Origin of the sequence: Mycobacterium gallinarum (assembly GCF_010726765.1) — a bacterium.
Lineage (GTDB): Bacteria > Actinomycetota > Actinomycetes > Mycobacteriales > Mycobacteriaceae > Mycobacterium > Mycobacterium gallinarum.
Genome location: NZ_AP022601.1, coordinates 516128 through 538054 on the forward strand (window position 1 = coordinate 516128; position 21927 = coordinate 538054).

18 protein-coding genes are annotated in these 21927 nt (G+C 63.6%); 12 read left to right on the forward strand and 6 right to left on the reverse strand.

Annotation, left to right across the window (positions count from 1 at the left end):
- Window positions 1-7: 7 nt before the first annotated feature.
- The 4 genes from G6N42_RS02495 (at window position 8) to G6N42_RS02510 (ending at window position 5162) form a co-directional block, all read left to right on the forward strand.
- Complete coding sequence (locus tag G6N42_RS02495) at window positions 8-256, forward strand: redoxin NrdH (protein WP_163725595.1); 249 nt, start codon at window positions 8-10, stop codon at window positions 254-256.
- Between the two features lie 31 nt (window positions 257-287).
- Complete coding sequence (nrdI, locus tag G6N42_RS02500; protein ID WP_163725597.1) at window positions 288-731, forward strand: class Ib ribonucleoside-diphosphate reductase assembly flavoprotein NrdI; 444 nt, start codon at window positions 288-290, stop codon at window positions 729-731.
- Complete coding sequence (gene nrdE / locus G6N42_RS02505; protein WP_163725600.1) at window positions 698-2872, forward strand: class 1b ribonucleoside-diphosphate reductase subunit alpha; 2175 nt, start codon at window positions 698-700, stop codon at window positions 2870-2872. Before nrdI ends, nrdE begins: the two co-directional genes overlap by 34 nt.
- Before the next feature lie 61 nt (window positions 2873-2933).
- A complete protein-coding gene (locus G6N42_RS02510; RefSeq protein WP_163725603.1) occupies window positions 2934-5162 on the forward strand; it encodes a hypothetical protein in 2229 nt (742 codons plus the stop codon).
- 564 nt (window positions 5163-5726) lie between these two features.
- Here G6N42_RS02510 and G6N42_RS02515 read toward each other — a convergent pair.
- Window positions 5727-6113: a DUF5997 family protein gene (locus G6N42_RS02515; RefSeq protein WP_163725606.1), complete on the reverse strand. Its 387-nt coding sequence runs from the start codon at window positions 6111-6113 to the stop codon at window positions 5727-5729.
- Window positions 6114-6141: 28 nt separating this feature from the next.
- Here G6N42_RS02515 and G6N42_RS02520 point away from each other — a divergent pair, with 28 nt between their 5' ends.
- Window positions 6142-6864 (forward strand): LysR family substrate-binding domain-containing protein, encoded by a 723-nt coding sequence (locus tag G6N42_RS02520; RefSeq protein ID WP_163725609.1) that lies wholly within the window; start codon window positions 6142-6144, stop codon window positions 6862-6864.
- 66 nt (window positions 6865-6930) lie between these two features.
- Here G6N42_RS02520 and G6N42_RS02525 read toward each other — a convergent pair whose 3' ends face one another.
- The gene (locus G6N42_RS02525) at window positions 6931-8118 is read right to left on the reverse strand and encodes an NAD(P)/FAD-dependent oxidoreductase (RefSeq protein ID WP_163725613.1); all 1188 of its coding nucleotides are present in this window, start codon (window positions 8116-8118) and stop codon (window positions 6931-6933) included.
- A gap of 151 nt (window positions 8119-8269) precedes the next feature.
- Here G6N42_RS02525 and G6N42_RS02530 point away from each other — a divergent pair, with 151 nt between their 5' ends.
- From G6N42_RS02530 to nrdF, 4 genes are all read left to right on the forward strand, one after another.
- Window positions 8270-9010, forward strand: a complete 741-nt coding sequence (locus tag G6N42_RS02530) for a TetR/AcrR family transcriptional regulator (RefSeq protein WP_163725616.1) — start codon at window positions 8270-8272, stop codon at window positions 9008-9010.
- A 53-nt stretch (window positions 9011-9063) separates the two neighbouring features.
- Window positions 9064-9810, forward strand: coding sequence for a hypothetical protein (locus tag G6N42_RS02535; protein WP_163725619.1), 747 nt, complete (start codon window positions 9064-9066; stop codon window positions 9808-9810).
- Window positions 9811-9956: 146 nt separating this feature from the next.
- Window positions 9957-11477 carry a flavin-containing monooxygenase gene (locus tag G6N42_RS02540; RefSeq protein ID WP_163725622.1) on the forward strand — a complete coding sequence of 507 codons (1521 nt, stop codon included), beginning with the start codon at window positions 9957-9959 and terminating at the stop codon, window positions 11475-11477.
- Window positions 11478-11612: 135 nt separating this feature from the next.
- On the forward strand, window positions 11613-12575 hold the full coding sequence (nrdF, locus tag G6N42_RS02545) for a class 1b ribonucleoside-diphosphate reductase subunit beta (protein WP_083126169.1): 963 nt from the start codon (window positions 11613-11615) through the stop codon (window positions 12573-12575).
- Here the strand turns inward: nrdF and G6N42_RS02550 are convergent.
- On the reverse strand, window positions 12572-13213 hold the full coding sequence (locus G6N42_RS02550) for a cutinase family protein (protein WP_163725627.1): 642 nt from the start codon (window positions 13211-13213) through the stop codon (window positions 12572-12574). The two genes, nrdF and G6N42_RS02550, sit on opposite strands and share 4 nt — an antisense overlap.
- A 129-nt stretch (window positions 13214-13342) precedes the next feature.
- Here G6N42_RS02550 and G6N42_RS02555 point away from each other — a divergent pair, with 129 nt between their 5' ends.
- A complete protein-coding gene (locus tag G6N42_RS02555) occupies window positions 13343-16186 on the forward strand; it encodes a helix-turn-helix transcriptional regulator (RefSeq protein WP_163725630.1) in 2844 nt (947 codons plus the stop codon).
- A gap of 10 nt (window positions 16187-16196) precedes the next feature.
- On the opposite strand, the gene G6N42_RS02560 is transcribed toward G6N42_RS02555, so the two are convergent.
- The 3 genes from G6N42_RS02560 to G6N42_RS02570 form a co-directional block, all read right to left on the reverse strand.
- Window positions 16197-17246 carry an NAD(P)-dependent alcohol dehydrogenase gene (locus G6N42_RS02560; RefSeq protein ID WP_163725632.1) on the reverse strand — a complete coding sequence of 350 codons (1050 nt, stop codon included), beginning with the start codon at window positions 17244-17246 and terminating at the stop codon, window positions 16197-16199.
- 118 nt (window positions 17247-17364) lie between these two features.
- Window positions 17365-17640: a YciI family protein gene (locus G6N42_RS02565; protein WP_163725635.1), complete on the reverse strand. Its 276-nt coding sequence runs from the start codon at window positions 17638-17640 to the stop codon at window positions 17365-17367.
- Between the two features lie 10 nt (window positions 17641-17650).
- Window positions 17651-18766: an iron-siderophore ABC transporter substrate-binding protein gene (locus G6N42_RS02570; RefSeq protein ID WP_163725637.1), complete on the reverse strand. Its 1116-nt coding sequence runs from the start codon at window positions 18764-18766 to the stop codon at window positions 17651-17653.
- Window positions 18767-18926: 160 nt separating this feature from the next.
- On the opposite strand from G6N42_RS02570, the gene ctaD reads away from it, so the two are divergent.
- The gene (ctaD, locus tag G6N42_RS02575; protein WP_163736864.1) at window positions 18927-20672 is read left to right on the forward strand and encodes an aa3-type cytochrome oxidase subunit I; all 1746 of its coding nucleotides are present in this window, start codon (window positions 18927-18929) and stop codon (window positions 20670-20672) included.
- A gap of 28 nt (window positions 20673-20700) precedes the next feature.
- Window positions 20701-21927, forward strand: coding sequence for a phosphoserine phosphatase SerB (serB, locus tag G6N42_RS02580; RefSeq protein WP_163725640.1), 1227 nt, complete (start codon window positions 20701-20703; stop codon window positions 21925-21927).

Sequence of the window (21927 nt, forward strand, 5' to 3'; positions counted from 1 at the left end):
GTACCGAATGTCGCACTCATCGATCACCGTGTACACCAAGCCCGCATGCGTGCAGTGCAACGCCACGTACAAGGCGCTGGACAAGCAAGGCATCGCCTACGAGACGGTCGACATCAGCCTCGACAGCGAGGCGCGTGACTACGTCATGGCGCTCGGCTACCTGCAGGCCCCGGTCGTGGTTGCCGGCAACGATCACTGGTCGGGCTTCCGTCCCGATCGCATCAAGGCGCTCGGCGCGGTCGCCGTCACGGCCTAGGAGTAACCAGACAGCAGAGAGGAGAAAACGAATGAGCAACCTCGTTTACTTCTCGAGCGTCTCGGAGAACACCCACCGCTTCGTCCAGAAGCTGGGTTTGCCCGCTACCCGGATCCCGTTGCACGGCCGTATCGAGGTCGACGAGCCTTACGTGCTCGTTCTGCCCACCTACGGTGGCGGCAAGGCAACACCCGATATCAGCAGTGGGGGCTACGTCCCCAAACAGGTCATCGCCTTTTTGAACAACGAGCACAACCGGTCGTTGATCCGCGGGGTCATCGCCGCGGGCAACAACAACTTCGGTGAAGAATTCGCCTACGCCGGCAACGTGGTGTCCGCCAAGTGCCGCGTGCCTTACCTCTACCGCTTCGAATTGATGGGAACCCCCGACGACGTTGAAGCCGTCCGCGTGGGTCTTGCTGACTTCTGGAAGGAACAGACGTGCCACCAACCGTCACAGCTGCAGAGCCTGTAACCGCCACCCCGGCCGCCGTCGGCGGCGCCGGCGAGACGGATTACCACGCGCTCAACGCGATGCTGAATCTGTACGACGCAGACGGCAAGATCCAGTTCGAGAAGGACCGCGAGGCAGCGCACCAGTATTTCCTGGAGCACGTCAACCAGAACACCGTGTTCTTCCACGATCAGGACGAGAAGCTCGACTACCTGATCAAGGAGAACTACTACGAGCGTGAGGTGCTCGACCAGTACTCGCGCAACTTCGTCAAGTCACTGATCAGTCGCGCCTATGCGAAGAAGTTCCGGTTCCCGACGTTCCTCGGCGCATTCAAGTACTACACCAGCTACACGCTGAAAACGTTTGACGGCAAGCGCTATCTGGAGCGCTTCGAGGACCGTGTCGTCATGGTGGCGCTGACGCTCGCCTCGGGTGACACCATCCTTGCCGAGAAACTCGTCGACGAGATCATCGACGGCCGATTCCAGCCGGCCACGCCGACATTCCTGAACTCCGGCAAGAAGCAACGCGGCGAGCCGGTGAGCTGCTTCCTGCTGCGCATCGAGGACAACATGGAGTCCATCGGGCGGTCCATCAACTCTGCGTTGCAGCTGTCGAAGCGCGGTGGCGGTGTCGCGTTGCTGCTGACCAACATTCGTGAGCACGGCGCACCCATCAAGAACATCGAGAACCAGAGCTCGGGTGTCATCCCCATCATGAAGCTGCTGGAGGACTCGTTCTCCTACGCCAACCAGCTGGGTGCGCGTCAGGGCGCGGGCGCGGTGTACCTGCATGCGCACCATCCCGACATCTACCGTTTCCTCGACACCAAGCGTGAGAACGCCGACGAGAAGATCCGCATCAAGACGCTTTCGTTGGGTGTGGTGATCCCGGACATCACGTTCGAGCTCGCGAAGAAGAACGAGGACATGTACCTGTTCTCGCCGTACGACGTCGAGCGCGTGTACGGGCTGCCGTTCGCCGACATCTCGGTCACCGAGAAGTACTACGAGATGGTCGACGACGCACGGATCCGCAAGACGAAGATCAAGGCGCGTGAGTTCTTCCAGACGCTGGCCGAGCTGCAGTTCGAGTCGGGCTACCCGTACATCATGTACGAGGACACGGTGAACCGAGCCAACCCGATCGACGGCAAGATCACCCACAGCAACCTGTGCTCGGAGATCCTGCAGGTGTCGACGCCCTCGGTGTTCAACGACGATCTGTCCTACGCCCAAGTGGGCAAGGACATTTCGTGCAACCTCGGCTCGATGAACATCGCCAAGACCATGGACTCGCCGGACTTTGCGCAGAGCATCGAGGTGGCCATCCGGGCGTTGACCGCGGTCTCCGACCAGACACACATCTGGTCGGTGCCGTCGATCGAGCAGGGCAACAACGACTCTCACGCGATCGGCCTGGGGCAGATGAACCTCCACGGGTACCTGGCGCGGGAGCGGATTCACTACGGCTCCGAAGAGGGTGTGGACTTCACCAACATCTACTTCTACACGGTGCTGTACCACGCGCTGCGGGCGTCAAACCGCATCGCGATCGAACGCGGCTCGCACTTCAAGGGTTTCGAGAAGTCGAAGTACGCGTCGGGTGAGTTCTTCGACAAGTACACCGAGCAGGTGTGGGAGCCGAAGACCGATCGGGTGAAGCAGCTGTTCGAGAAGGCCGGCATTCGAATCCCGACGCAGGAGGACTGGACGCGGCTCAAGGAGTCGGTGCAGAAGGACGGCATCTACAACCAGAACCTGCAGGCCGTTCCCCCGACAGGTTCGATCAGCTACATCAACAACTCGACCAGCTCGATCCACCCGGTGGCGAGCAAGATCGAGATTCGCAAGGAAGGCAAGATCGGCCGCGTCTACTACCCGGCGCCGTACCTGACGAACGACAACCTCGAGTACTACCAGGACGCGTACGAGATCGGCTACGAGAAGATCATCGACACGTATGCCGCGGCGACGCAGCATGTCGACCAGGGGCTGAGCCTAACGCTGTTCTTCAAGGACACCGCGACCACCCGTGACGTCAACAAGGCGCAGATCTACGCCTGGCGCAAGGGAATCAAGACGCTGTACTACATCCGGCTGCGTCAGATGGCGCTGGAGGGCACCGAGGTCGAGGGCTGCGTCAGCTGCATGCTGTAGCTCGGGTGCAAAGGGACGATGTGAGGGTATTGTGGCATTACAATCCATAAATACAGACCTTGTGCGCGTCGCATTGGATAAGGCCGATGGGTGGTCGTTCGAGCACTTCGTCAATGATTTTTACGCCAGTATCGGTGGCGAATCCTTCAGTCCTTTAGGGGGACTTAAGGATGGTGGCGCGGATGGCTATGACGAGGCGGTTTACGAGTCCCGTCGCAACGCGGACGTGTTTTATCAGTCGAGCATCGAGAAAGACGTTGAGTCGAAGATCCGCAAAACCGTTGCGCGGCTTCGCGAGTTTGGTCGCCAACCTTGCCGGCTTGTGCATTTCACCTCGCAGACGGTCCGCTATACCGACAAGGTCGAGGCAGCGTTATCGACGGAGCTGAACGTCACAATCACGATCCGCGACGGCGGCTACATCGCTTCGCACGTCAACGATGGTGCCGGCACGATCGCTGCGTTCGATCAGCATCTGCGCTCGGCAACGGATTTTCTCAAAGGCATCGGTACCTCGAATCTCTTGACACCGTCATCACATGTCAAGTCGCCCGCGGTGTATGTGTTCCTGGCGCAGGAACTAAACAGGCGCGATGGCGACTACCGTCTTGTGGATGCTATGACGGACGCCCTGATCATCTGGGCGCTCGAAGGGACGGATCCGGACGCTGGCATCTTGGTGTCCGCCGCCGATATCCTTCAGCGGATCGTGGCTGACCTTCCTGCGGTGGAATTATTGGTCGCACCACGCCTTGATAAGCGACTTGATGCAATGGCTTCGAAGGACTATCCCGGCGGTCGGGCGATTCGCTCACACCGAAAGGAGGGCACGTACTGCCTCCCATTCGAAACACGGCAGCGCGTCGAAGCGGACAATTTCGCCGACGAGGCGCTTCGCGTCGACTTCCGGCGAAGCATTGAAGAGCGTGTCGAGGTTCAAGAACGTGTCGGGCTTGGGGACGAGACGGCGGCACTGGCTGTTGACGCAGCTGTAAGTGCAATCCAATCCGTCTTCGAGCATGAGGGTTTGGAATTCGCCCGGTACCTTCACTCTCAGTCCACTGCCGCAAACTTTCCGACGATTCTCGGCGCACTCACAGACGCGGTGGCCGACATGGGGATTGGCGGTCGACGAGCGGCGCTCGTCGTTGAGACCGCATTCTGCGCACTGAGGGGGGTGTTTTATGACTCGCTTGAAGTGGAGCGAGAATACCTCCGTAAGCTTTCCCGCACCTACGCCCTTCTCTTCACACTGCAAGCCGAGCCCCGGCTCATCGAGTTTTTTCAAGACTTGGTGGGCGACTTTTACCTGTACGTCGGAAGCGATGTGATCGTCAGGGCCCTCAGCGAACACCTGCTGCCCGAACCCGATCAGATGATGAGGAACACGCTGCTTGCGGCAGCTCGGCATGGGGCGACCTTGGTTCTCGCCGAGCCTGTGCTTGAAGAGGTGGTGCATCACCTGCGCGCTTGTGATCACGAATACCGGAATCACATCGCAGGTCGCGAACACCACATGAGCTACGAACTGATGCGGGAGGTTCCGCATATCATGTTGCGGGCCTATCTTTACGCGTTCGACAACCAAGAATTGGGTGCTCGTCGACCTCGCAGTTGGCAGTCGTTCGTCAAACGGTTCTGCGATCCCGAGGACTTGCAGCGGGCGGCGGCGTACACGGATCTCAGAGCGTATCTATGTGCAGCATTTAATCTTCAATTTCGAAGCTCGACAGACCTCGCTCGTTACGTTGACCACGAAGAGGCCGCCTGCGTTGCAGCAGCTCTCGCCGATGAGAAGAAGAATGACGTCCTTGCACACAATGATGCGACGATGGCAGTGGCGGTGTATGGACGGCGTACTTCGCGGCGCGAGAATGCCCGTTCCTCTGAGTTCGGACTTAATACGTGGTGGCTGACGAGCGAAGCGTCGATCGTGAGGCACACGAAACAGCTCGTCGAACGAAACGGCGGCACCCGGTACATGATGCGCCCGGACTTCCTCCTCAATTTCCTCACGTTGGCTCCGCGGGCAGCTGATGTTCGTCGGACGATGCGAAATGTGTTCCCGAGCCTGCTGGGCGTCTCCTTATCAAGGAGAATCGATCGCGACTCGTTCCATGAAGTAATGAAGCAGGTCGATGAGGCGATGGACATGGATCATCCGAGACGCACGGCAAAAATCGCGAAGATCGCGGACAAACTAAAGGGTGATATGTTCCGACAGTTCGCTGCGGTGCCAAACGGGAACGCAGTTGACCGGGCAGCGGCGAAACGGGCAGGCGTGGCTTAGCGGATCGAATCGGCAGCGCTCGATCTGAGGCATTCCGGATGCGCGACGACGCGCGTGACTGGCGCCTAGGTCTGCCGCCAGCGGCGGCAGCACGGCTGACTCGTTACAAAGCGAACTACCCTCTGCGCGTGGAGAAATCCATATCGGGGTGGTGTTACGGTCAATCGCGAAATCGTCGAGCTAATGCCTGACCCGGCGTAGGCGCAGATCTACGCCTGGCGCAAGGGAATCAGGACGCTGTACTACATCCGGCTGCGTTAGCTGCATGCTGTAGCGCGGGTTGATCCAATTGTTCAAGCCATCGACTGGGGCCTAGCACAGGCATAGGCTCGATTCATGGCTGATCAAAAGCGGAGCTATGACCCCAAGAAGGGCGGCAAGTTCGAGCCGACCACCAAGGCTCAGCCTGCCCCCGGCCCAAAAGTGGGCGACCACGACAAGAACAAGAAGAAGTAGCTCACTTCCTTCTGCTCGCCGAGTGTCCAGTCATGGGACGCCCGGAGCCCGAAGTCGTCGTACAGGTGGCCACTCGACGGCCGAGCCATCGAGGCAGGCCGGGGCAGCTCACTTCTCGCGGAGCTGCGCTGCTCGTTGCTCTTTCAGGCGTCGCTGCTCGGTCAACACCGCTTGGTAGTTTTCGCGTTCGGCGATCAGCCACGGCGGATTCTCTTCGATCAGCGCATTGATCTGCTCAGTGGTCAGCGCATCCACGACGCCGCCCCGTGCGAGACCGGCGATCGACACGCTGAGCTTGGCCGCGACGAGGTTCTTCGGGTGCGGCCCGTTCTTTCGAAGATCCTGAAGCCACTGCGGCGGATCCGCCTGCAGGGCGGCGAGCTCGGCGCGGGTGATCGGGTTGTCCTGGAACGCCGCGGGCGTTGCGGGCAGGTACACGTCCAGCTTCTTCGCCGCCGTCGCGGGCTTCATGGACTGCGCGTTCGGCCTGCTCATGGCGCAAGCCTATCGGTAGCCTGATGCCGTGGCTTCGCCCTCGCTGCCCTCGCTCACCTTCGGATACGTTCCCGGTGGGACGCCCGCGAAGTGGGCTCGGATCTGGGCGCAGCGGCACCCCGACGTACCGCTGCGGCTGCGAACGGTCGCCGCGGCGAACGCCGCCGCCGAAGTGCGGGACGGCACCATCGACGTCGTGGTGCTGCGGCTGCCGGCAGACACCGCGGGTCTAGCGGTCATCCCGCTGTACCAAGAGACCACGGTCGCCGTGGTGCCAGCCGATCACATCCTCAGTGCCGCCGACGAGCTCGCCGCCGCGGACCTCGAGGGCGAGCCGGTACTGATGCCACTCGACCACGTCGTCGAATGGGTGGACATTCCTGGTGTCCCGGTCGAGCATCGGCCTGAAACGACCGAGGGTGCAATAGAACTCGTTGCCGCGGGGACGGGCGTGCTCATCGTGCCGCAGTCGCTGGCGCGGCTGTATCACCGAAAGGACCTCACGTATCGGCCGATCGCCGACGCGCCCACGTGCCCGGTGGCGCTGGCCGTCCCGGAAGGGCCGCAATCCGCGCTGATCGAGGACTTCATCGGGATCGTGCGAGGGCGCAAACCTGGTTCGTCGCGCGCGCAGGCAGAGTCGGCGCCGAAACGCACGGCGCGGGAGAAGACGCTGGCGAAGCAGACGGCCCGCGCCGCTGCGGGCAAGGTCGCGCGTAGGCCGGGCCAGGCAAAGCGCGGTCGACGCTAGGCGCCGAGTGCACGCTTCGTGTACGCGAACGTCGAGAACCGCCACGAACAAGCGTGCGCTCGCCGACTACTTCTTGATGGTGTGCTGTGGCCCTTGGGCCTTCTTGTACAGCGCCTTGAGCATGCGGTCACGGAATGCGGCGTTGTCGATGAGCTTCACGCCGGCATTGGCAAGCCGCGGTTGGCCCAGCAGCTTGTGGAAGTAACGGCCACGCCGGTACTCGCGACCCCACGCGGCTTCCATGCGCTGCGCGTAGTTGGTGAAATCGTCGGGGCCGCCGTTCTGCAACGCTGCGATCGCGCATTCGCCTGCGGCGAGCCCGGATTCGAGCGCCTTGGAGATGCCCGCGCCGGACGCCGGTTTGCCCGCACCCAGCGAGTCGCCGGTGAACAGCACACCCGGGCGCCACGGCGGCCACGCGGTGAAGCCCATCGGCAGTCGCCACGCCCGCACACTCTTGTTCTTCTTCAGCTCCTCGATCGGCGGCAGGTCCCAATCGGCGGGCAGCGTGCGCAGGAACTCACCGAGGAACTGGGTGGCGTTGATCGACTGCCAGTTCTTGTAGCTGTTGACGTAACCGAGGCCGATGTTGAACACGCCGTTGCCCATCGGGAACACCCAGCCGTAGCCGGGTAGCTGGTCGCCCTGGAACGCCAGCTTCAAATAGATGTCCAGGCTGTCGGAGTCGGGCCGATTGGCGTGCATCTCCGACCGGATGGCGATGGCCTGGTAGCCGTTGTACTCCGAGTCGATCTTGAGGGCGCGCTTGATGGGGGAGTAGGCGCCATCGGCCGCAATGACTGCGTCGCCGTACACCTTCTCGCCGCTCTTGAGGATCACACCCACCACGCGGCCGCTGGGATCGAGTTCAGGGCCGGCCACCTCGGCGCCCTGGCGGACCTCGGCGCCGGCGGACTCGGCGTGCTTGAGCAGGGTGGTGTCGAGGTGTTCACGGCTGACGGTGTGCCCGTGGTCGGGCATGCCGGGACGCTTGGGGAATGACAGCTCCCACTCGCTCGGGCTGAACACAGTCACGCGGTTGACCCGGTGGTAGGTGGCAACCTCGTCGGCCAGACCCATCTTTTGCAGGTAGCTCACGGCGCGGGCGGTGAGCCCGTCACCGCAGGGCTTGGCGCGCGGGAATTCGGCCTTGTCCAGGACCACCACCTTGGCGCCGGTCTGCGCGGCCTGCCATGCGGCTGCTGAGCCAGAAGGCCCACCACCTGCGATGACCAGGTCGTATCGCTGCGTCATGAATCTCGTCTCGTCGATCGGCTGTCGCAGAGATAGTACCCAAGCTGACGCCATGCATCTCATTGACAGATATGACCTAATACATCGGTAATTATCGTGGCGGCGGGATGGTCTGAGCAGGTCAGCGCTGTCCGGGCGGTACAGTGACTGGGTGCGACGAGGGTCCAGATCACATTCCAGCGCTGAGCCGGGTGTCAAAGTGGACGCCCGTAGCGAGCGTTGGCGCGAGCACCGGAAGAAGGTGCGGGCGGAAATAGTCGACGCCGCGTTCCGCGCGATCGACCGCCTCGGACCGAACGTCAGCGTGCGCGAAATCGCCGAAGAGGCGGGCACCGCAAAGCCCAAGATCTACCGCCACTTCGCGGACAAAGCCGACATGTTCTCCGAGATCGGTCAGCGGATGCGCGACATGTTGTGGGCGGCGATCATCCCGTCGGTCAACGTGCAGACCGACTCAGCCCGCCAGATCGTCGGTCGTGGCGTCGAGCACTATGTAGAACTGGTCGATCAGCATCCGAACGTGGTGCGGTTCCTGCTGCAGGGACGGTTCGCCGACCAGTCGGCTACGGCGATGACGACCGTCAACAAGGGCAGCGAAATCACCCTGGCCATCGCCGGCATGATCAGCACCCAGCTCGAGGACCTTGCGCCCGAACCGGAGGCGTTCGAGCTGGCGGCGTTCGCGATCTTCGGTACCGCAGCGTCGGCGACCGACTGGTGGCTTGGCGTGGACGACGACAAGCCGCGGCGGATGCCGACCGACAAGTTCATCGCGCACATGACCACGATCATGGTCGGCGCCATCAACGGCACTGCCGAGCTACTCGGCATCGAGATCGACGCCGACCAGCCGATTCGCACCGCCGTCCGTCGACAGCAACCCGTCGCCTGATTTGAGGCAGACGCCTCATGTCGTGAGGCCATGTCGCCGAACATCATTGGCGCATGACGAAACAACTGACACCCCGAGATGCCGTGGCGGCCGTGCTGGCCGACCCGGTCTTGCCCCCTGGAGACGACGAGCGCTTCGTCGGATTCGGGATCATGGGCCTGCCCTTCGCCAATGGGCACTACCTGGCCATGCGACAGATCCCGGCGACGACGTTCGCACCGCCGTATGTGTCGGTATGGCACCGTGATCCGTCCTGCAAATGGACGTTCTACGCCACCACACCCGGACAGCAAAGCTGCGCGCGGTATTTCAGCTCGGCAACGCCAAATGACGCCGTGCAGTGCGATATCGACGTCACCTGGACGGGCCCGCAATCGGTGCAGGTCGACGTTCCCGACGTCCTGCGCTGGACTCTCGCCCTGCACCCCACCCGGGCCACTCGATTGATGGGCAAGATCAGCGGCCGGGTGTCGGATGCGGCGTGGACCAACCCGGTGTTGCTCCACCGGCTCGGCCGGGTGGCGAGGCGAACCCTTGACGTCGGCGATGTGCGGCTGACCGGCCGCGCGCCCAACGGCCAGTGTTACTCGATGGCACCGAAACAGGTCTGGCTCGTCGCCGACTCGCACGCAGTGTTGATGGGCCGCGACCTGGGGCCCAGCGGCCCCCTGCTCCGCCAGGCCCGCCTCGGCGACTTCCGGATGCCGCAGCGCGGCATCGGCATGGTCGGATCGGGACACTTCGAGACTTTTGATCCGCACCGGCACCGCAGCGCCGAACGGGAGGCGGCCTACGCCTGACGCTGTGCAACTTCTCGCCTTCGTCGTGCGTTGACACCCTGGGCCGCAATGCGGACACTAGCTAAAGTATCCGGTACCGGCGTTCCCAGGAATGGGCCCACGACGATGGGCCCACGCGTCAGCCGGGGATCAGGGGAAGTTTCAACATGACGATGGCCCAGGACACATCCGAGGCGACGGTGGCCAAACCGGTGCACACCCGCGCTCTCATCATCGGCTCGGGGTTCTCCGGCCTGGGGATGGCTATTGCGCTGCAGCAGCAGAACGTGGACTTCGTGATCCTGGAGAAGGCCGACGACATCGGCGGCACGTGGCGTGACAACACCTATCCCGGCTGCGCATGTGACATCCCGTCGCACATGTACTCGTTCTCGTTTGAGCCCAAGCCCGACTGGTCGCACATGTGGTCGTTTCAGCCGGAAATCCAGGACTACCTGCAGGGTGTGACGAACAAGTACGGGTTGCGGCGCTACATCCAGTTCAACTCGCACGTCAATCGAGCGCACTGGGACGACGAGGAAATGCGTTGGCACGCCTTCACGAAGGACGGCCGCGAGTTCGTCGCGCAGTTCCTCATCTCCGGCGCCGGGGGACTGCACATCCCGCTGATCCCGGAGTTCGAGGGACTCGACGAGTTCGAGGGTGTGGTCTTCCATTCGGCGGAGTGGGATCACAGCGTCGACCTGACCAACAAGCGCGTCGCGGTGATCGGCACCGGGGCGAGCGCCATTCAGATCGTGCCGGAGATCGTGAAAGACGTTGCGGAACTTCAGCTTTATCAACGTACCCCGGCGTGGGTGATGCCGCGGCCCAATAATCCGATCCCCCCGTGGGTGCGAACCATGTTCACGTACGTGCCGGGCACGCGTGCGGCGATGCGCGCGGGCATCTACTGGATCCATGAGGGCGTCGGCTTCGCGATGACCAAGCAGCCGCGGCTGCTCAAGCTCGGTGAGCTGATGGGCAAGGCCAACATTCGTCGCTCGATCAAGGACCCCGCGCTGCGCAAGAAGCTGACCCCGAACTACCGGGCCGGCTGCAAGCGCATCCTGAACTCCGACACCTACTACCAAGGCATTGCGAACCCGAAGACGGAAGTCATCACCGATGGCATCGCACGGTTCACGAAGACCGGCATCGTCGCCGGCGACGGCACCGAACGTGAGGTCGATATCGTGGTGAGCGCCACCGGTTTTCACGTCACCGACTCCTACACCTATGTCGACATCAAGGGCCCCCGCGGCGAGGACCTCGTCGACCGGTGGAATCGCGAGGGCATCGCCGCGCTGCGCGGCATCACGATCGCCGACATGCCGAACCTGTTCTTCCTGCTCGGTCCGAACACGGCGCTCGGGCACAACTCGGTGGTGTTCATGATCGAGTCGCAGATCCGCTACGCCGCGCACGCGATCGCCGCCCTCGACAAGAAGGGCGCCCAGGCGCTGGCACCGACCCGGGCCGCTCAAGACGCCTACAACGACGAGTTGCAGCACGATCTGGCGGGCACGGTCTGGAACACCGGCGGGTGCCGCAGCTGGTACATGGACGAGCACGGCGTGAACCGCACGCTGTGGAGTGGGATGACGTGGCAGTACTGGCTGGCCACCCGTCGTTTCGACGCGTCGGAGTACGAATTCCTGGACGCGAACAGCCGCGTATCCGTGTAGCTGCGCGACACGCCAAAACAAGATGTTGTGTTGCGGTCGAAAGTCAGACCCCAGCTGTAGTGTTGAGGGTGCTATAGCAGCTCTATAGCCAAGTCCTAGAAGACCAGGTGAAACGGGGTTCTTGTGAGCGATGGCGTGAAACTGATTGACCGTGTCTCGGCCATCAACTGGAACCGCGTGCAAGACGAGAAAGACGCCGAGGTCTGGGACCGGCTGACCGGAAACTTCTGGTTGCCGGAGAAGGTGCCGGTGTCCAACGACATCCCCTCTTGGGGAACGCTGAACGACCACGAGAAGCAGCTCACGATGCGCGTATTCACCGGGCTGACGTTGCTGGACACCATCCAGGGCACGGTCGGCGCCGTAAGCCTGATCCCCGATGCGCTGACCCCGCACGAGGAAGCGGTCTACACCAATATCGCGTTCATGGAGTCGGTGCACGCGCGCAGCTACTCCAACATCTTCTCGACGTTGTGCTCTACCTCCGAGATCGACGACGCGTTCCGCTGGTCGGAGGAGAACCCCAACCTGCAGCGCAAGGCCGAGATCGTCATGCAGTACTACAAGGGCGACGAGCCGCTGAAGCGCAAGGTGGCCTCCACGCTGCTGGAGAGCTTCCTGTTCTACTCGGGCTTCTACCTGCCCATGTACTGGTCGAGCCGGGCCAAGCTGACCAACACCGCCGACATGATCCGGCTGATCATTCGCGACGAGGCCGTGCACGGCTACTACATCGGCTACAAGTACCAGCGCGGGCTGGCCAATACCGACGCCGCCACGCAGGCCGAACTCAAGGACTACACGTACGAGCTGCTCTTCGAGCTCTACGACAACGAGGTCGAGTACACCCAAGATCTCTACGACGAGGTCGGGCTGACCGAAGACGTCAAGAAGTTCCTGCGGTACAACGCGAACAAGGCGCTGATGAACCTCGGCTACGAAGCGCTGTTCCCGCGCGATGAAACCGACGTGAACCCGGCGATTCTGTCCGCGCTGTCACCGAACGCCGACGAGAACCACGACTTCTTCTCCGGGTCGGGCTCCAGCTACGTCATCGGCAAGGCCGTCAACACCGAAGACGAGGACTGGGACTTCTAAAGCCTGCCCGCGACGTAGGACGCGGCTTGATCAATCAGCCCGGAACCGATGTATGACGGCTGTAGGTGCGAATCCCAATTGAAACCGCGCCCGCAGATGGGGTCGCCGTCCGCGCACTGGTCTATCGTCCTGTCGGCATAGGCGGGGGCCGGACCGAGCCGCTTGCCGCCATTGCCGAACATCACGACCGCTGCGACGTGCTGTCTTTCACTCGACGACAGTCGGTTCGCCCTCGTCATGAGGTCGGCCGCCGTCGCACCGAGCGAGTAGCCGCCAAGCACCATGCGGGTATTCGGACAGGTTTTCGCCATCGATTGAACGCGCATGCGGATATCTGTGGCGCCGGCCGCGGCGTCTGTGTCGGCGACGTAGTTGACTCCGTACACCCCGACCGACAAAGGCGTCTTGGAGCGCAACGCATTCACGAAAACGTCACCGACCGCGCCGACGCCGGGTGGTTCCTGGCGGCCGCGAGCGAAGACCACCTCGACATCGGGGCACTGCGCGGCCGCCACCGGGATCAGCGGCGACGTCGTTGAGGGAAATGCTGCTGGGGTAATGACGAGGAGCGCGGCGAGCAATGAGGCGGCCGCCAGGTGAAAAACGCATGGACTAATCGCAAGAGGCCTGGACTTCATGAATGTTTTTCGGGTCGCAGGCGCCGTACGTTACGTCGGCGCTATAACCGACAGTCGTTCCAGGCAACTCCAAGCGCGAGTGACTTATGGTTACCTCACATCGGGTACGGCCGTTGGCGTTGTGCCGACATGCGGTGCGGGGAGGTCGCCGACGCTGTGTTTCGGGGTGAGGATTCGCGCGAGGGCAACCTCGTGAGCTCGGCTATTCGCAAAACGGAGTGGACGTCTGTCGTGGCATTGGTGGCCGATCTGGCCGCTGCTCCGAGTGGACTCTTCGTGGAAGGCGAAGCCGGTATCGGCAAGACGACCCTGTACCGCGACGCGATCGAACTTGCCCACGCGCAGGGATTCCACGTGCTTGCGGCACATGGCTCACCGGGCGAGGTGAACTTCGCGTTTGCGGCGTTAGCGGACCTGCTGGCCGATGTCGATGCCGATGTGTTCGCCGACCTGCCCCCCGTGCAACATGCGGCGTTGGATCGAATCTTGCTGCGCGGCAGCGCTGCTCCCGTCGTCCCCGACGAACGGGCGGCAGCGGCGGCTCTATATTCGGTGGTGCAGCGGCTCGAGGAGCGTGCGCCGGTGTTGATCGCCGTCGACGACGTGCAGTGGCTGGACACGCCGAGCAGCGTCGCCATCCGCTTCGTCGCGCGGCGGCTGAAGGGGTCGATCGGCATCCTTGCCACCGCGCGCACAGGAGACTCCGAATGTCCCGATTCGTCTTCGTGGCTACAGATGCGACGTCCGGATGCCGTCCGCCGGATGCGGATGGCGCCGCTGCCCCGCAGCGGCGTCGATGCCTTGATGGCGCGGCGCCAGGGACGTGCCTTTACGCGCGCCCAGTTGGTACGCATCTACGAGATATCCGGAGGTAACCCGTTTTACGCGCTTGAACTCGCGCGAGCTCTTGATGACGGACGAGGACTCGATGCTCAATTGCCGGAGACGTTGGCCGCGATGGTTGAGACGCACCTGAAGGGTCTGGATCAGGAAGCCGCGATGCTCCTACTGGCCGCCGCCTGCTCGCCTAAGCCAACCGTCGCGCTGGTATCCGAGGCCACGGACGTCGACGAACATCGCGTGGTCGAGGTGCTGGAAAGCCCTGCCGTGGCGCGCATTGTCTCGATCGTCGGCAACAGCATCCACTTCTCGCATCCGCTTCTGGCCAGCGGCGTGTACACCGGCGCGGAGCCGGGCGAACGCCGCGAGATGCATCGTCGTCTGGCCGACATCGTGGAGCCGCCGGAACTCAAAGCGCGCCACCTGGCATCGGCGTCGGTCAGCGGTGACCCGGCGACTCTGGAAGCCCTCGATGCCGCGGCCGCCACGACGCGCGACCAGGGTGCCCCGACCGCGGCGGCGGAACTGATCGAACTGGCCATCGCTCTCGGCGGTGACAACCCGATACGTCGAATCATGGCTGCGCGCAATCATTTTGAAGCCGGTTCCATTGCGGTGGCGCGCCGTCACCTAGAAGGAGTTCCCGAAAGCTTGCCGGCCGGCGTCATGCGCGGAGCGGCGGTCATGCTGCGCGGCGCCATCGACGGCTACGACGGTTCGTTCACCGCGGCGGTCGACGCGCTGACCGAAGGTCTGGGCGAGGCCGTCGACAGTCCGCCGCTGCGACTGCAGGCGTTGACGCTGCTCGCACCGGCCATCGGCGTCGCCGGAAAGTGCGAAGAATCACTGTCGTACGCGCGCGAAGCTGTTGAACTCGCCGATCAACTGTCCGACCCCGCACTGCGAAGTCAAGCGCGCGCGATGTGGGTCAATCTGCTGTTCCTGTACGGGCAGGGCCTGGACGATCGTGCGCTGTCCGAAGCCATCGAGCTGCAGGGTGACTCCCATCCCGCCCATGTTCACACGAGGGCGGACGCGATCAAAGCCCTGACAGACGCAGGACTCGGGCGTCTCGACTCGGCGCGGCGTCATATGCGGGCTCTCAAACAGCAAGCGGCCGACCGCGGCAACGAGATCGACGCACTATGGATAGACACTCACGCGACGACCATCAGCATCTGGCTGGGCGACTATCAGGACGCGGCCATGACTGCCGACGACGTCGCCCAGCGCGCCGAGCAAATCGGCGGTCACAGCGCACAACTGTTCGCGTTGACGTGTCGTGCTGCGGTCGCCGCCCACACGGGACACGTCGATGACGCGCGTCTAGCGGCAACCAGAGCGATCGCCCTGGCACACGAAACCGGCGGACATTTTCTGGCCGGACCGCCCACGGTCACTCTCGGCTTCCTCCACGTTTCGACCGGCGACTACGCCTCGGCACTGGACAGTCTGCAACCGCTACTGGCCACATTCGATCGCGAACACGGCACCGAAATGGTGGGCGGCGCCTACCTTCCCGATGCCATCGAAGCGCTCGCCGGGATGGGCCGCCTGGATGAAGCGCGGCCTTTGATCGACGCGCTCGAAGAAAATGGTCGTCGGCTCAGTCGGCCGTGGATGCTCTTCACCGCCGCGCGTGGACGCAGCCAGTTGCAAGCGGCAAGCGGCGATCTGGACGCGGCGGAATCGTCCGCCCGAACCGCGCTGGACCATCACCGAGAGCTGCCGATGCCGTTCGAACAGGCCCGCACTCAGCTGATACTCGGCCAGATGCAGCGACGCCGACGTCGCAAGCAGGCGGCACAGGCCACCGTGGAAGCCGCGCTGTGCACGTTCGAACAGATCGGTGCACCACTCTGGGCGCAACGCGCACGCGCCGAACTATCCCGACTCAGGGGCAAACGGTCGGGAGGGATCGGCCTCACGCCGGCCGAGGAACGCGTTGCCCTCCGTGCCGCCGAAGGTATGACGAACCGCGAAATCGCGGCACAACTATTCCTGTCTCCCAAGACCGTCGAAATGAACCTCAGCAACATCTATCGCAAGCTCGGAATCCGATCCCGGGCCCAGCTCCATCTGCGCCTGACTGACCTCAATATCGGTGAAGACCCCGATTCGCGAGGCGCGTGACGGCGAGGTCCTAGCCTCGCAGCGACTCCGTATCGATCACGAACCGGTAGCGCACATCGCTGGCCAGCACCCGCTGGTACGCCTCGTTGATGTAATCCGGTGTGATGACCTCGATTTCGGGTCGCACGTCATGCTCGGCGCAGAAATTCAGCATCTCCTGCGTCTCGGCGATACCGCCGATCAGCGATCCGGCCAGGCTGCGCCGACCGAAGACCAGCGACGGAGCGGTCACGCTCATGGGACGTTCGGGCATCCCGAGCTCGACCAGCGTGCCGTCGAGCCTCAGCAACTCCAGATACGCGTCGAGATCCAGGTTCGCCGAGACAGTGTTCAAGATGAGGTCGAACGAGCCGGCAAGCGTCTCGAACGTCGCCGGATCGGAGGTGGCGTAGTACTCGTCGGCACCTAGACGCAGTCCGTCCTCCATCTTCTTCAGCGACTGGCTCAGCACCGTCACCTTCGCGCCCATCGCATGCGCGAGCTTGACACCCATGTGGCCCAGGCCGCCGAGGCCGATCACGGCCACGCTCTTGCCGGGGCCCGCATTCCAGTGGCGCAGCGGCGAATACAGCGTGATGCCCGCGCACAGCAGGGGCGCGGCAGCGTCCAGCGGCAAGCTGTCGGGGATGTGCAGCGCGTAGTTCTCGTCGACGACGATCGCGCCGCTGTACCCGCCCTGCGTCGGCTCACCGTCACGGCCGATGGCGTTGTAGGTGCCGATCATCCCGGGGTTGGTGCAGTACTGCTCCTGGCCGGCCTGGCACTGGGCGCACTCCCGGCAGCTGTCGACGAAGCAGCCGACGCCGACCCGATCGCCCACCTTGAACTTGGTCACTTCCGGACCGACCTCGGTCACGACCCCGGCGATCTCATGGCCGGGTACCACCGGATAGTTCGGCTCGCCCCACTCGGCTTTCACGGTGTGGATGTCGGAGTGACAGATGCCGGCGAAATGGATGTCGAATGCCACGTCGTGCGGCCCGACATCGCGGCGCGTGATGGTGGTCTCGGTCAGCGGCGCGGTGGCCGACGTGGCGGCGTATGCGGAAACAGTGGTCATGAAAACGGCCTTCCACCTTGGGGTAATCACAAGAGAAATTCGCCGCGACAGTGCGGCCTACCCTCAGGCAAACGACCGAATCGACCTCGATCTTCCCGCCGAAACTGTGAGTTAGTTCCTAAAGACCTGGCGCGCGGAAGGCCCCGTTGAACGCCAGTTGCTCATACCGAGCCACCTCGGCGGCCGTGTAGGGATCGTGGTCGACGATGGACTGCGCCTCCTCGGCGCTGAGGTCCCCCGTGATCAGGATTGCCCCGGACTCGTCCTCCAGGCGCCCCGCCAGCACTATGCGGCCGGCGGCGACCTCGCCCTTCAGCCACTCAAGATGGGCCGGCCTGGTCTCGTTGACGACGTCGGGCGATTGCAGATAGGTGGACCTCAAGATGTGGAACATCTGCGCCACGCTAATTGATCGGGGCGTTGATCCACGGAAGGTCCGCGAGGATTCCGCGCGCGGCGACAATGCCTTCGCCGGTCTGCCAAACCTCGTTGTTGACCGCGAAGATCCGGTTGTCGCGATTGGCCGATAGCTCGCGCCACGCATCGCTCTCCATCACGCGGGGTGCGCGGTCTTTGGCGGCGGGGGAGTCGAACGAAAGGTAGACGATATCGCCGTCGGCAGCCGAGAAGTCGGGCGAGTTGTCCAGATCGGTGTCGGTGATGCCGATCTCGATGAACGGTTTGTCTTTGAACCGTTGTGCCGCAGGACGATCGACGCCGACGGCGCCCAGCACACTGCCCGGGAAGTTGTCCGTGCCGTACACCCGCGCCGTCGTCTCGGTGAACTGGACGACCGACGCCTGGAAATGGGTGGCGTCGTTCTCGGTGCCGGTCTTGTCGGCTGCCCGCTCGAAGCCGTCGATCATCCCGTTGACCGCGTCGAGGCGACCGGTCGCTTCGCCGACCGTCCGCATGTTGTCCTGCCACGCACCGCCGGGCGGACCGCTGAACACCGTGGGGGCGATCGCCGACAGCTCACCGAAATCGTCGGGCGTCAGCGCCTGCGAGCCGAGGATCAGGTCGGGGTTTGCGGCCTTGATCGCATCGATATCGGGCGCGCTGCGAGTGCCCGCCCCGGGCACGTCGTGGATGACTCGGCCCAGATACGACGGTTGGCTGTTGGAGCCGTCGGGAAACGCGGCTGCCACGATGCGCGTCTGCAGACCCAGCGCGCACAACGTGTCGAGCTGGTCGCCGGAGAGCACCACGATGCGCTGCGGATCCGCCCGCACCTCGGTTTCACCCGCCGCATGGCGGACCCGGCGGTCCGGGGGCCCAGGGTCGACGGGGGTGGGCTCGGGTGCGCAAGATTCGTCTGGCCTGCGCTGATTGCCGAGTACACCCGCGCTGGCGATCTTCGTGGTGCTCGTGACGACGGACTGCTGGCCGGGGGTGGGGGCGGCGTCTCCGCCCAGCGATCCGCAACCGCTGGCAAGGGTGATCGTGAACGCGGCCGCGATCGCCGCCGACCCCAACGATCGAGCAGCCACGAGGCCGGCGCGGGGTCTGCTGATCAGCACGCCGCCGACGGTAACATCCGAGCAGCTCGTGGCAGGTCAGCCCGTGTCGTGAGTCATTTACGACAGTTTGTAGGACCACCACGACTTCCGGGTACACCGGGAGCTAGGATTCATCAGTGAAGACCGCCGGGATTTCCCGACTGGATGTTTGGAGGATCTGTTGGTAGCCGAAGCGCCCCCAATAGGAGAACTCGAGGCTCGTCGTCCGTTCCCGGCTCGGATGGGCCCCAAGGGCAACCTGGTCTACAAGCTGATCACCACCACCGATCACAAGCTGATCGGCATCATGTACTGCGTCGCCTGCTTCATCTTCTTCTTCATCGGCGGGCTGATGGCGCTGTTCATGCGCACCGAGCTGGCGATGCCCGGGCTGCAGTTCCTGTCCAACGAGCAGTACAACCAGTTGTTCACCATGCACGGCACGGTGATGCTGCTGTTCTACGCCACCCCGATCGTGTTCGGGTTCGCGAACCTGGTGCTGCCGCTGCAGATCGGCGCACCCGACGTGGCGTTCCCGCGTCTGAACGCTTTCTCGTTCTGGCTGTTCCTGTTCGGCGCGCTGATCGCGATCGCCGGCTTCATCACCCCGGGTGGTGCCGCCGATTTCGGTTGGACCGCCTACTCGCCGCTGACCGACGCGATCCACTCGCCAGGCGCGGGCGGGGACCTGTGGATCATGGGCCTGGCCGTCGGTGGTCTCGGAACCATCCTCGGTGGCGTCAACATGATCACCACCGTGGTCTGCATGCGCGCGCCGGGCATGACCATGTTCCGGATGCCGATCTTCACCTGGAACATCCTGGTGACGTCGATCCTCGTGCTGATCGCGTTCCCGATCCTGACCGCCGCGCTGTTCGGTCTCGCCGCCGACCGCCATCTCGGTGCCCACGTCTACGACCCGGCCAATGGCGGAGTGTTGTTGTGGCAGCACCTGTTCTGGTTCTTCGGGCATCCCGAGGTGTACATCATCGCGCTACCGTTCTTCGGCATCGTGACCGAGATCTTCCCGGTCTTCAGCCGCAAACCGGTGTTCGGTTACACCACCCTGATCTACGCGACGTTGTCGATCGCGGCGCTGTCCGTGGCGGTGTGGGCGCACCACATGTACGCGACGGGTGCCGTACTTCTTCCGTTCTTCAGCTTCATGACGTTCCTCATCGCCGTGCCGACCGGTATCAAGTTCTTCAACTGGATAGGCACGATGTGGAAAGGCCAGTTGACATTCGAAACACCGATGCTGTTCTCGGTGGGCTTCCTCGTCACCTTCCTCCTGGGTGGTCTGTCGGGCGTGCTGCTGGCCAGCCCGCCGCTGGACTTCCACGTCACCGACTCCTACTTCGTCGTCGCGCACTTCCACTACGTGCTCTTCGGCACGATCGTGTTCGCGACCTACGCGGGCATCTACTTCTGGTTCCCGAAGATGACGGGCCGACTGCTCGATGAGCGGTTGGGCAAGCTGCACTTCTGGCTGACCTTCATCGGGTTCCACGTGACGTTCCTGGTCCAGCACTGGGTGGGTGACGAGGGCATGCCGCGCCGCTACGCCGACTACCTACCGTCGGACGGCTTCACCACGCTCAACATCGTCTCCACGATCGGTTCGTTCATCCTCGGCATCTCGACGATTCCGTTCGTGTGGAACGTGTTCAAGAGCTGGCGCTACGGCGAGCCGGTCACGGTCGATGATCCGTGGGGTTACGGAAACTCGCTGGAGTGGGCCACCAGCTGCCCGCCGCCGCGCCATAACTTCACCGAGCTTCCCCGGATCCGTTCGGAGCGGCCCGCTTTCGAGCTGCACTACCCCCACATGGTGGATAGGATGCGCGCCGAGGCGCACGTGGGTCGCGCTCACGGGCCGGACGACGGCGACGTGACGCGGCTGGATCACGAAAACGTTCGCACCTGACGGTATTGCAGGGCTATCGAGGGTGAGCATGCCGAAGGTCTCGGTGTTGATCACCATCACCGGACCCGATCAACCAGGCGTGACTTCGGCGCTTTTCGAGGTGCTGTCGCGGCACAAGGTCGAGCTTCTCAACGTCGAACAGGTCGTCATTCGCTCTCGACTGACGCTGGGCGTGCTGGTGGCGGGTCCTGACGAAGTCGCCGGTGGCGCCGCGCTGCACGACGAGGTGCGCTCAGCGGTCCAGGGCTTCGGGTTGGATGTCACGATCGAGCGCAGCGATGGCCTACCCGTGCTGCGGGAACCATCCACCCACACCATCGTCGTGCTCGGTCGTCCGATCAGCGCCGAGGCCTTCGGCGTCGTCGCCCGTGAAGTCGCGGCGTTGGGCGTCAACATCGACTTCATCCGCGGCGTCTCCGACTACCCGGTGACCGGTTTGGAGTTGCGGGTGTCGGTGCCGGCGGGCAGCGCGTACGAGCAATTGCAGGCCGCGATGGCGCGGGTCGCGGTCAACGAGGGTGTCGACATCGCGCTCGAGGACTACAGCCTTTCGCGACGGGCCAAGCGGCTAATCGTCTTTGATGTCGACTCGACGTTGATCCAGGGTGAGGTCATCGAGATGCTGGCCGACCGGGTCGGCGCGCACGCGGCGGTCGCCGAAATCACCGAGGCGGCCATGCGAGGCGAGTTGGACTTCACCGAGTCGTTGAACCGTCGAGTCGCCACGTTGGCCGGCCTACCCGCCAACGTGCTGGAGGAGGTCGGCGAGCAGATCGAGCTGACGCCGGGTGCGCGGACGACGCTGCGGACGTTGCGGCGCTTGGGCTTTCACTGCGGAATCGTGTCCGGTGGTTTCCGTCAGGTCATCGAACCGCTGGCGCACGAGCTCGAGATGGATTTCGTCGCGGCCAACGAGCTCGAGATCGTCGACGGGAAGCTGACCGGTCGGGTCGTGGGGCAGATCATCGACCGGCCAGGAAAAGCCAAGGCGCTGCGCGACTTCGCCCACCAGGCCGGGGTGCCGATGGAGCAGACGGTGGCGGTCGGTGACGGGGCCAATGACATCGACATGCTCACCGCCGCCGGCCTGGGGGTGGCGTTCAACGCGAAACCGGCGCTGCGCGAAGTCGCCGACGCGTCGATCAGCCACCCATACCTGGACACCGTGCTGTTCATCCTGGGCATCACCCGCGGGGAGATCGAGGCCGCCGACGCACGCGACGGCCTCATCCGACGCGTCGACATCCCCGACTGA